The organism is Streptomyces ossamyceticus, from assembly GCF_001418475.1.
GTDB classification, from domain to species: domain Bacteria; phylum Actinomycetota; class Actinomycetes; order Streptomycetales; family Streptomycetaceae; genus Streptomyces; species Streptomyces ossamyceticus.
This window is the reverse complement of sequence record NZ_LIQX01000224.1, coordinates 18,119-29,426: the sequence shown is the minus strand read 5'-3', so window position 1 is coordinate 29,426 and position 11,308 is coordinate 18,119. Positions and strand designations below refer to the sequence as shown.

Here is an 11,308-nt window from a genome sequence, read left to right as displayed (position 1 = left end):
CCGGCCCGCCCCGGCCCGCCCCTCTCCGTCCGCAGACATTGGCGCACGCCACATCCGCCCGGACATGACCTGTCCGCGCCCATGTACTAGAGTTATCTCGACATCGAGATATCTGCCGAGGCGCACTGCGGCCGCCACCCCGGTAAGGGGTACCTAACTTAGCCTTACCTTAGCGGATCGGCCAAGAGGACGTGGCGGCAGGATGCGGTGGAACGCGCACATGGAATGAAGGAGACTGTCGTGTCGGCGAACAGCTTCGACGCCCGCAGCACGCTGCAGGTGGGCGACGAGTCGTACGAGATCTTCCGGCTGGACAAGGTGGAGGGCTCGGCTCGCCTGCCCTACAGCCTCAAGGTCCTGCTGGAGAACCTGCTCCGCACGGAGGACGGCGCGAACATCACCGCCGACCACATCCGTGCCCTCGGCAACTGGGACTCCCAGGCTCAGCCCAGCCAGGAGATCCAGTTCACGCCGGCCCGCGTGATCATGCAGGACTTCACCGGCGTTCCCTGTGTGGTGGACCTCGCCACCATGCGTGAGGCCGTCAAGGCCCTCGGCGGCGACCCGGCGAAGGTCAACCCGCTCTCCCCGGCCGAGATGGTCATCGACCACTCCGTCATCGCCGACAAGTTCGGCACGCACGACGCCTTCAAGCAGAACGTCGACCTGGAGTACGGCCGCAACAAGGAGCGCTACCAGTTCCTGCGCTGGGGCCAGACCGCGTTCGACGACTTCAAGGTCGTCCCCCCGGGCACCGGCATCGTCCACCAGGTGAACATCGAGCACCTGGCGCGCACGGTCATGGTCCGTAACGGCCAGGCGTACCCCGACACCCTCGTCGGCACCGACTCCCACACCACCATGGTCAACGGCCTCGGTGTGCTCGGCTGGGGCGTCGGCGGCATCGAGGCCGAGGCCGCGATGCTCGGTCAGCCGGTGTCGATGCTCATCCCGCGCGTCGTCGGCTTCAAGCTGACCGGCGAGCTGACCCCCGGTACCACCGCCACCGACCTGGTGCTCACCATCACCGAGATGCTGCGCAAGCACGGTGTCGTCGGCAAGTTCGTCGAGTTCTACGGTGAGGGTGTCGCCGCCACCTCCCTGGCCAACCGCGCCACCATCGGCAACATGTCGCCGGAGTTCGGCTCCACCGCCGCGATCTTCCCGATCGACGCCGAGACGATCAACTACCTGAAGCTCACCGGCCGCTCCGAGCAGCAGCTCGCGCTCGTCGAGGCGTACGCCAAGGAGCAGGGCCTCTGGCTGGACCCGGCCGCCGAGCCCGACTTCTCCGAGAAGCTGGAGCTCGACCTCTCCACGGTCGTCCCCTCCATCGCCGGCCCGAAGCGCCCGCAGGACCGCATCGTCCTCGCGAACGCCGCCGAGCAGTTCAAGACGGACGTGCGCAACTACGTCAACGACGAGTACGAGGCCAGCAAGGAGTCCTTCCCCGGCTCCGACGCCCCGTCGACGATCCCGAACGGCGCCCCGTCCAACCCGGTCACCGTGACCGCCCCCGACGGCTCCTCGTACGAGATCGACCACGGCGCGGTGACGGTCGCGGCCATCACGTCCTGCACCAACACCTCGAACCCGTACGTCATGGTCGCCGCCGCGCTCGTCGCGAAGAAGGCCGTGGAGAAGGGCCTGACCCGCAAGCCGTGGGTCAAGACCACCCTCGCCCCGGGCTCGAAGGTCGTCACCGACTACTTCGACAAGGCCGGTCTGACGCCGTACCTCGACAAGGTCGGCTTCAACCTCGTCGGCTACGGCTGCACCACCTGCATCGGCAACTCCGGCCCGCTGCCGGAGGAGGTCTCCAAGGCGGTCAACGACCACGACCTCGCGGTCACCTCGGTCCTCTCCGGCAACCGGAACTTCGAGGGCCGGATCAACCCCGACGTCAAGATGAACTACCTGGCCTCCCCGCCGCTGGTCGTCGCGTACGCCCTCGCGGGCTCCATGAAGGTGGACATCACCAAGGACGCCCTCGGCACCGACCAGGACGGCAAGCCGGTCTACCTCCAGGACATCTGGCCGACCGAGGCCGAGGTCAACGACGTCGTCGCCAACGCCATCGGCGAGGACATGTTCTCCAAGTCCTACCAGGACGTCTTCGCGGGCGACGCCCAGTGGCAGGCCCTGTCGATCCCGACCGGCGACACCTTCGAGTGGGACCCGGAGTCGACCTACGTCCGCAAGCCCCCGTACTTCGAGGGCATGACGATGGAGACCACCCCGGTCACCGACATCGCCGGCGCCCGCGTCCTGGCCAAGCTGGGCGACTCGGTCACCACCGACCACATCTCCCCGGCCGGTGCCATCAAGGCCGACACCCCGGCCGGCAAGTACCTCACCGAGCACGGTGTGGAGCGTCGTGACTTCAACTCCTACGGCTCCCGCCGAGGCAACCACGAGGTCATGATCCGCGGCACCTTCGCCAACATCCGCCTGCGCAACCAGATCGCGCCGGGCACCGAGGGCGGCTACACCCGCGACTTCACGCAGGAGGGCGGCCCGGTCTCCTTCATCTACGACGCGTCGCAGAACTACCAGGCCGCCGGCACCCCGCTGGTCATCCTGGGCGGCAAGGAGTACGGCTCCGGCTCGTCCCGCGACTGGGCCGCCAAGGGCACCGCGCTCCTCGGCGTCAAGGCCGTCATCACCGAGTCGTACGAGCGCATCCACCGCTCGAACCTCATCGGCATGGGCGTCCTGCCGCTGCAGTTCCCGGCCGGCCAGTCGGCCGACTCCCTCGGTCTGACCGGCGAGGAGACCTTCACCATCACCGGTGTCACCGAGCTGAACGAGGGCACCACCCCGAGCACGGTCAAGGTCACCACCGACACGGGCGTCGAGTTCGACGCGGTCGTCCGCATCGACACCCCCGGTGAGGCCGACTACTACCGCAACGGCGGCATCATGCAGTACGTGCTGCGCAACCTGATCCGCAACTGAGCGATCCGGTAGGGCAGTTGAGGGCCGCATCCCCGGCGACGGGGGTGCGGCCCTCTGCCGTGCGCCAGGGGCGAGGGGCTCTCCGCCGCTTCCACCTTCCCCTCCTTGCGCCAACGGTTTACAAGCGAACCACTTCGCGCTAGCTTCCGAAGCAGGTGGGGGTGGGAGCGCTCCCATCCCGAGCGGCGGACCGGAACCCGCCCCTCGGGGGGCCGCGCTCCCGCCCCGCACCACCCATGTGTACGCACGCACCTGCACTCCCGCCAGGCAAGCATCCGCACATCCGCACATCCGCACATCCGTGCATCCGTACATATGCACGCACCTGCGCACACGCACGTTCCTCAAGGCCGTACACCCAAGGAGCGTTTGTCATGCATGTGACAAAACGGCGATTAAGGCTGCCCAAACGGCACCGCGCGCTGCTGCTCGTCCTGCTGGCCCTCGTGACGACGATCCCGGCGCTCGGCCTGGTCGTCACCGCCGGCAGCGGCACGGCGGAGGCGCACGGCACGCCGATGAAGCCCGGCAGCCGTACCTTCCTGTGCTGGCAGGACGGGCTGACCGACAGCGGTGAGATCAAACCGGTCAACCCGGCCTGCCGGGCGGCACAGCAGACGAGCGGGACGACCCCGTTCTACAACTGGTTCTCGGTGCTCCGCTCGGACGGCGGCGGACGCACCCGGGGCTTCGTCCCGGACGGCCAGCTGTGCAGCGGCGGCAACACCAACTTCACCGGGTTCAACACGCCCAGCAGGGACTGGCCGCTGACCCACCTCACCGCCGGCGCGAACGTCGACTTCTCGTACAACGCGTGGGCGGCGCACCCGGGCTGGTTCTACGTGTACATCACCAAGGACGGCTTCGACCCGACGAAGGCGCTCACCTGGAACGACATCGAGGACCGGCCGTTCCTGAGCGTCGACCACCCGCCGCTGAACGGCAGCCCGGGCACGGTCGAGGCCAACTACTCCTGGCGGGGGCAGCTCCCCGCGAACAAGTCGGGCCGCCACATCATCTACATGGTCTGGCAGCGCTCCGACAGTCAGGAGACCTTCTACTCCTGCTCCGACGTCGTCTTCGACGGCGGCAACGGCGAGGTGACGGGCATCAAGGAGCCCGGCAACCCGACCGATCCGGTGCCGGGCCAGTGCTCCGCGACCCGCCGTACGACGGGCACGTGGAGCGGCGGCTACCAGTCCGAGGTCGTCGTCAAGAACACCGGTGACGTGCCGATGCTCGGCTGGATGGTCGACTGGACCCTGCCGAGCGGCCAGAAGGTCGACAGCCTCTGGAGCGGCAGTGCCACCTACAGCGGACAGAACGTGATGGTCCACAACGCCAACTACAACGGCTCGTTGGCCCCGGGCGCGACGGCGACCTTCGGGTACGTGGTGCAAGGGCCGGGAGGTGATTCCAGTACGACATTGCCCTGCCGGGTGGGCTAGGAGCTGAGCGCTCCGCGAAGGCCCTGAGGTGCTCGGGCGGACCGGGTGGGCGGGCGGTGTGTGCCCACCCGGTCCGTGAGCCGGGCCGGTACGGGGGAAACCGGCTCGGGGGAGAAATGGCTCGGGCGACCGTCGTCGACATGGCCGGACAACGTTGTCGAGTGGTCTATACAAGACTCTATCCCGTCAACGTCCCACACCGTCAAATCAGTTGGGGCCCGACGAGCCGCCGGGCCCCGCCGCCTGCTCCTTGCCGAGCACCTTCCGGAGTTCGGCCAGGTCCCGTTCGAGCGCCTCGGCGTCCTCCTTCATCAGAGCTGCCCGGAAGTACCGGGTGAAGATGGCCAACTCCAAGGTGCGCGACTCGCCCAGGCGGTCGACGACGCGCTGCATCCGGTCGCCCACGTCCTCGACGGTCGCCGTCGCGGCTTCCAGTTTTCGCAGTTCTCGCTCCGGCCTGGGGCCCAGCCGTTCCACGAGGTTGCGGATCTGCGTGCAGGGAGCCCCGAGTGCCGCGGTGAGGTTGCCGTCTTCGTGAGGCCGGTAGGTGGCCGCTGCGATGCCCGCCAGATCCGACGGCAGCGAGGGGGGCGCCGTGGCGTTGTAGAGCATGAAGACGCGCTGGCGCCCCAAAGCCCCGGTGAACAGGCCGAGTTCGAACAGCACGTTGTCCCGCGCCGACGGAGTCGTGGTGCCGCGCGAGGTGGTCAGGTCGTCGGCGGTGAGCACGAGTAGGGCGAAGTCGTACTCGGGCAGGGCCAGGACCAGGGATTCCAAGGAACCCTGCCCCAGTCCGAACGTGCCCTGCGTCCAGAGTTTGACCTCGCAGTCCGCGTCGAGTTCAGCCTGGACCGCCCGGGCGATGCGCAACCCCTCGGACGACGAACCCACGAACAGTGACGGCCGTGCCAATTCCCTCTACCCCCTCAGAGAGACGCCACAGAGTCCCCGTAAGGCTACAGAGCGTCGACTTGTCCGGCCATGGGGCGGCAGTGCGTGCCGAAGGGCCCCACCGCCCGTGTCACGACAGCAGTTCCACCTCCGCGAGGGTCGACGGGGTGTCGAGGACCAGGCGGTAGTGGCCGTAGGGCCTCGGGGCTGGGACGGAGAACGCGCGCGTCTGGCGGTTCCAGGTGAAGGATTCGCCGGAGCGCCTGTCGAGGGTCCTCCATGTGGTGCCGTCGGCCGAGCCCTGGAGGGTCCAGGCGGTGGGGGCCTCGGTGCGGTCGGCGGACGTCAGGGTGTACTGCACGGCCCTGGTGCGGGCCGGCACTGGCAGGTCCGCCGTCGTCAGCGTGGCCTTCGTCGACGACGTGTCGTCGAAGAGTTCCCCGTCGCCCTCGACGGCGTCCGAGCGCGGTGACGGCGCCTTGTCGTCCTTGGTGATCGACACCGGCGCGGCGCTCTCGCCCGTGCCCCACCGCGACGGCCTCGGGCCCATGTCGAACTCCAGCACCCCGCCCTTCGCGAGCAGCGCGTGCGGCAGCGATGTCGACCGCCATGCCTTGCCGTTGACCTTCAAGCCCTGAACGTAGACGTTCCTCGGGCTGTTCTTCGGGGCCCGGACCACCAGGTCCCTGCCGCTCTCCAGATGCACCGTCGCCTTGGTGAACAGGGGCGAGCCGATGGCGTACTCGCCGCTGCCCATCACCAGCGGATAGAAGCCGAGCGCCGAGAAGAGGTACCAGGCCGACTGCTCGCCGTTGTCCTCGTCGCCGTGGTAGCCCTGCCCGATGCCGCTGCCGACGTACAGCCGGGACAGCACCTCGCGGACCTTCTCCTGCGCCTTCCACGGCTGCCCGGCCGCGTCGTACATGTAGATCGCGTGATGGGCGACCTGGTTGGAGTGGCCGTACATCCCCATCCGCACGTCCCGCGCCTCGGTCATCTCGTGGATGACGCCGCCGTAGGAGCCGGTGAGGTCGGGGGAGGCCGTCTCCGGGGTGGAGAAGTAGGTGTCCAGCTTCTTCGCCAGCCCGGCCCGGCCGCCGTAGAGGTTCGCCAGGCCCTTGCTGTCCTGAGGCGCGGTGAACGCGTAGCCCCAGCCGTTGGTCTCCGTGTAGTCGTGGCCCCAGACCCGCGGGTCGTACGCCGACGAGTCCAGCCGCCACTTCCCGGTGCCGTCCCGCCCCTGGAAGAACCCGGCGTCCTTGTCGAACAACTGCACGTAGTCCCGCGCCCGGTCGAGGAAGTACGCCGACTCCTCCCGGTACCGCTGCTCACCCGTCTGCTCGTACAGGGCCCGGCCCATCCGGGCGATGCCGTAGTCGTTGAGGTAGCCCTCCAGCGCCCAGGACAGGCCCTCGTGGGTGTCGGTGCCGGTGTAGCCGAGGAAGGGGGAGGAGGCCATGCCCTTGCGGCCGACGCCCGGGTTCGGCGGGACGACCGTGGCGTTCTTGACCGCCGCCTCGTACGCCGCCTTCGCGTCGAAGTCGACGCCCTTGACGTACGCGTCCGCGAACGCCACGTCCGAGGAGGTTCCCGTCATCAGGTCCGCGTACCCGGGGGAGGACCAGCGGGAGGTCCAGCCGCCGTCCTTGTACTGCTGCACGAAACCGTCCACCAGCTCGCCCGCGCGGGACGGCGTCAGCAGCGAGTACGCCGGCCACGTCGTCCGGTACGTGTCCCAGAAGCCGTTGTTGACGTACACCTTGCCCTCGACGATCTTGGCGCCGGTGTGGGTCGGGGTGTCCGGGCCCGGCATGGGGGAGAAGGGCGAGGCGTACCGGTGGGTCGAACCGACCTTCTCGAAGCCCGAGTTGGGGTACAGGTACAGCCGGTACAGGTTGGAGTACAGCGTGGTCAGCTGGTCGGGGGTCGCGCCCTCGACCTCCACCCGGCCGAGGAGCCGGTCCCACTGCGCCCGCGCCCGGTCCCGGACCCTCTCGAAGGCGGTGCCCTCCGGGATCTCCTGGCGCAGATTGTCCTTCGCCTGGTCGAGGCCGATGAGGGAGGTGGCCAGGCGGAGGCTCACCGTCCGGTCCGCGCCCGCGTCGAAGCGGAGGTGGCCCCTCACCCCGGAGGAGTCGCCTCCGGTCACCGGCGCGTCGAACACGCCGTACACGAAGAGGCGGGTCGCGCCCGTCGACAGCCCGGACTTCACGTCCGAGAATCCCGTGACGACCCCGGACTCCTTGTCGAGGGTCAGGCCCGCCTGGTCCGTGACGTTGTCGAAGAGGACGCTCGCGTCGTCCCCCGGATAGGTGAAGCGGAGCACCGCCGCATGATCCGTCGGGGCCATCTCCGCCTTGACGCCGTTCTCGAAGCGGACCCCGTAGTAGTACGGCCGGGCCGTCTCGTTCTCGTGCCGGAACGCCAGCGCCCGTGCCGTGCGGCCCGGGTCGGGGGTGCCGGCGGCGGCCGAGGGCATCACCTGGAAGGTCTGCCGGTCACCCATCCAGGGGCTCGGCTCATGACTTGCGCTGAACGCCTGGATCGTCGGCAGGTTGTCCGCGTTGTTGGCCCGCGCGTAGTCGTAGAGCCAGCTGAGCGAGCCCGCGTTGGTCACCGGCGTCCAGAAGTTGAAGCCATGGGGGACCGCCGTCGCCGGAAAGTTGTTGCCGCGGGAGAAGCCGCCGCTGGAGTTCGTCCCCCTGGTGGTCACGGCGTAGTCGGACAGATGTGCCTTCGGCCGCTCGGGCGCCCGCACCCTCAGGGTCACGTCGTCGAGCCAGCCGCGGAACCTCGCCGGCCCCTTCGGGGAGTCGTAGGCCACCAGGACCCGGTCCACCGTCCTCCCGGCCGCGACCGCCCCGATCCGGGAGACGACGTCGTTCCACTGGTTGACGTACAGCACCTTCGCCGCGCCCTGTCCGCGCGGCGTGAGGGGGAATCCGTGCTGGTCGACGGCGCGCAGCTCACTGAGTGAGGTGCCGTCCGTGAAGACCAGGTCGACCGCGACATGGGTGGCGTCGTAGTCCAGGTCGCCGTCCGCCATGGACGGGAAGATCCGGTACGCCAGCTCGGTGTCCCGCCCGACGGCCACGTCCACGTCGAAGACCTTGTTGTACGAGTGGGCCGGGCCGTCCGCCGTGTGCCGGCCCGCGTACCGCAGCGCCCGCTTGCCCGTGAAGCCCACCCCGGCCTTGGCGGTCGCCGAGCCGCTCGGCCCCCGGTCGGTGTGGGTACGCATCTCCTTCGGCGCGGGCGCCTGGCCGCCGCCGGTGGAGAACTGCACGTCGGCGAGCTGGGTGATGGTGGATGCCCCGTTGTTCCGGGTGATGTCCAGCCGGAAGTGCCGGTACCCGGCGACCGCGTCGGCGGCGATCTCGTACGACCTGGTCAGATACCGCTCGGGGAAGGACTCGCCGGTGCGGGTGTCGAGGGTGCGCCACTCCTTGCCGTCGGCGGACCCTTTCAGGGTCCAGTCCTTCGGGTCGCGCCCCTCGACGTCGTTCGCCGAGGTCAGCGCGTACGTCACCACCTTGGCGGGTCGGTCGAGGTCGAACTCCACCCAGCCGGCGGGCTGGAAGGAGAGCCACTTGGTGCTCGGCTCGCCGTCGACCAGGTTCTCCTTCACCTCCCCGCCGGAGGTGTTCTCGCCGCTTGCCCGGACCTCGGTCACCCGGTCGGTGATGTTGCCGGGGATGCCCGTGGCGTAGCCGCCGTCGACACCGGAGGCGCGGGGCGAGCCGTCCGGCGCGGTGTCGACGGTGTCGGTCCAGTCCGGTGCCGGATCCCCCGACTCGAAGGAGGAAACGAACTCCCGGTCGGCCGCCGCCGGTCGGGCCGGTAACGCGACGGCGGCCCCTTGTGAGGCCACCACCAGAGCGAACGCGGCGGCGCCGAGCGCCACCGTGGAACCCCATCCGTGCCGCATGCGCGAGCATCCTTCCTGCGCCTGATCAGCTCGCTCGACCGCCTGGACGATCAAGGAACGACCCGAAGTGGACAACGTTGTCTGCCGTGTTGCGCAGGGACCAGTAGTGGTTCAAGTGATGAGTGGTGTCAAGGGTGTTGAGTGAGCCATCCGGGTCGAACGGCGGGGAATTTGTGGTCGAGCGGCGCACGGACGCTCGTATTTCCGCGAGGTCTCAACTCGGAAAAGACCGACGGCCAACCTTGCATTCGATCTTGCTCCCTTGGCGGGAAGTGGACTATACCTGTCGGCGTCCGCATCGTGGTCGCACGACGGTGGACGGGCACTACCTGGGGGGAATTACCGGTGGGCGCGGACGTGTCCGCGCGCCGACCGCCGTCTTGCCCCTGTTGAATCCTCACGCACGACCCCAGCTTGAACCGATCGCGGTGCCGGGAGGATCCGGTTCACCGCCTGAGTCCTGGAGAAGGCGAGGACTTGAGCATGGGATCCACGACCGCTGAGAACAACGAACCCGAGGCCCCGGACACCACCACCGCGGAGGGTGTGGGCCGCCGCGATCTGATCAAGCGATCCGCAGCGCTGGGCCTGATCACCGTCCCCACCATGAGCTTCCTCTCCGCCTGCGCGAGCGGCGGGGGGGACGACGACTCCTCCGAGGACGCCCAGGGCGAGACGTCCAAGTCCAACCCCTTCGGCGTCAAGAAGGGCAGCAAGCTCGACGTCGTCATCTTCAAGGGCGGCTACGGCGACGCCTACGCCAAGGCGTGGGAGGCCGCCTTCCAGGAGAAGTGGGGCGTCACCTCCACGCACACCGGCACCCAGGAGATCACCGGCAAGCTCCAGCCCCGGTTCAACGCGGGCAACCCGCCGGACATCGTCGACGACTCCGGCGCCCAGCAGATCCCGATCGACGTCCTCTACAAGAACGGTCAGCTCCTCGACCTGGCCGCGGTCCTGGACGCCCCCTCGATCGACGACCCCGCCAAGAAGGTCCGCGACACCCTGATCCCCGGCACGCTCGACGCGGGCATGCAGGAGGACAAGGTCGTCGCGCTCAACTACATCTACACGGTGTGGGGCCTGTGGTACTCCGGCAAGCTGTTCAAGGAGAACGGCTGGCAGGAGCCCAAGACCTGGGCGGACTTCCTGACCATCTGCAAGGAGGCCAAGGCCAAGGGCATCGGCGGCCTCGCCCACCAGGGCAAGTACCCGTACTACATCAACGTGGCCATCATGGACCTGATCGCCAAGACCGGCGGCCTGGAGGCCATGAAGGCCATCGACAACCTCGACCCGAAGGCGTTCGTCGGCTCCGACGCGGCCAAGGCCGGTGTCGAGGCGATCTACGAGGTCGTCGAGAAGGGCTATCTGATGCCCGGCACCAACGGCCTCACCCACACCGAGTCCCAGACCCGCTGGAACCAGTACAAGGCCGTGTTCATCACCTCCGGTTCCTGGCTGGAGAACGAGCAGCTCAAGCAGACCCCGGCCGACTTCGACATGAAGTTCATGCCGATGCCGCTGCTGCCCGACAGCGCGATGCCGTTCGAGGCGATCAGGGCCGGCTCCGGCGAGCCGTTCATCATCCCCTCCAAGGCGAAGAACCTGCCGGCGGCCAAGGAGTTCATGCGGATGATGCTGTCGAAGGAATGGTCGACGCTGTTCGCCAAGGAGGCGAACTCCCTGACCATCCTCAAGGACGGCGTCGACCCCGGCGTACGGCTGCGGCCCGGCACGCAGTCCACGGTCGAGGCGTCCAAGGCCGCCGGTGACAACACCTTCCGCTACCTGTACACCGAGTGGTACAGCGAGATGGACACGGCGATCCAGAACGCGTCGAACGAGCTGATGGCTAAGCGGATCCAGCCGGCCGAGTGGCTGAAGCGGGCGCAGGCGGCCGTGGACAAGCAGGCGAAGGACCCGGATTCCAAGAAGAACCACCGGGACTGAGCGGGCCTTCGGGCGTCGTGGGGGACTGAGTGGTGCGGTGGGCAGCCGGTCCACCGTGGATGGCTTTCGCGCAGTCCCCCGCGCCCCGAAGCGTGCGGGCCCTTCGTCTCACGGAACCCAAGGCAGGATC

5 protein-coding genes are annotated in these 11,308 nt (G+C 68.5%); 3 read left to right on the top strand and 2 right to left on the bottom strand.

Annotation, left to right across the window (positions count from 1 at the left end):
* Positions 1–240: 240 nt before the first annotated feature.
* Positions 241–2,958, top strand: coding sequence for an aconitate hydratase AcnA (gene acnA / locus AOK15_RS17705; protein WP_055517899.1), 2,718 nt, complete (start codon positions 241–243; stop codon positions 2,956–2,958).
* A gap of 374 nt (positions 2,959–3,332) precedes the next feature.
* On the top strand, positions 3,333–4,406 hold the full coding sequence (locus AOK15_RS17700; RefSeq protein ID WP_205632157.1) for a lytic polysaccharide monooxygenase auxiliary activity family 9 protein: 1,074 nt from the start codon (positions 3,333–3,335) through the stop codon (positions 4,404–4,406).
* Between the two features lie 207 nt (positions 4,407–4,613).
* Here AOK15_RS17700 and AOK15_RS17695 read toward each other — a convergent pair whose 3' ends face one another.
* Positions 4,614–5,318, bottom strand: coding sequence for a TIR domain-containing protein (locus AOK15_RS17695; RefSeq protein ID WP_079058544.1), 705 nt, complete (start codon positions 5,316–5,318; stop codon positions 4,614–4,616).
* 109 nt (positions 5,319–5,427) lie between these two features.
* Entirely contained in the window at positions 5,428–9,225 is a 3,798-nt protein-coding gene (locus AOK15_RS17690; RefSeq protein WP_055517892.1) for a GH92 family glycosyl hydrolase, read from the bottom strand.
* 483 nt (positions 9,226–9,708) lie between these two features.
* On the opposite strand from AOK15_RS17690, the gene ngcE reads away from it, so the two are divergent.
* Positions 9,709–11,178, top strand: a complete 1,470-nt coding sequence (ngcE, locus tag AOK15_RS17685; protein ID WP_055517889.1) for an N-acetylglucosamine/diacetylchitobiose ABC transporter substrate-binding protein — start codon at positions 9,709–9,711, stop codon at positions 11,176–11,178.
* Positions 11,179–11,308 lie beyond the last annotated feature (130 nt).

Excerpts from the sequence above, each read along its gene's own strand:
- AOK15_RS17700 (WP_205632157.1), top strand. The coding sequence starts at position 3,333 with ATGCATGTGACAAAACGGCGATTAAGGCTGCCCAAACGGCACCGCGCG.
- ngcE (WP_055517889.1), top strand. The coding sequence starts at position 9,709 with ATGGGATCCACGACCGCTGAGAACAACGAACCCGAGGCCCCGGACACC.
- AOK15_RS17690 (WP_055517892.1), bottom strand. The coding sequence starts at position 9,225 with ATGCGGCACGGATGGGGTTCCACGGTGGCGCTCGGCGCCGCCGCGTTC.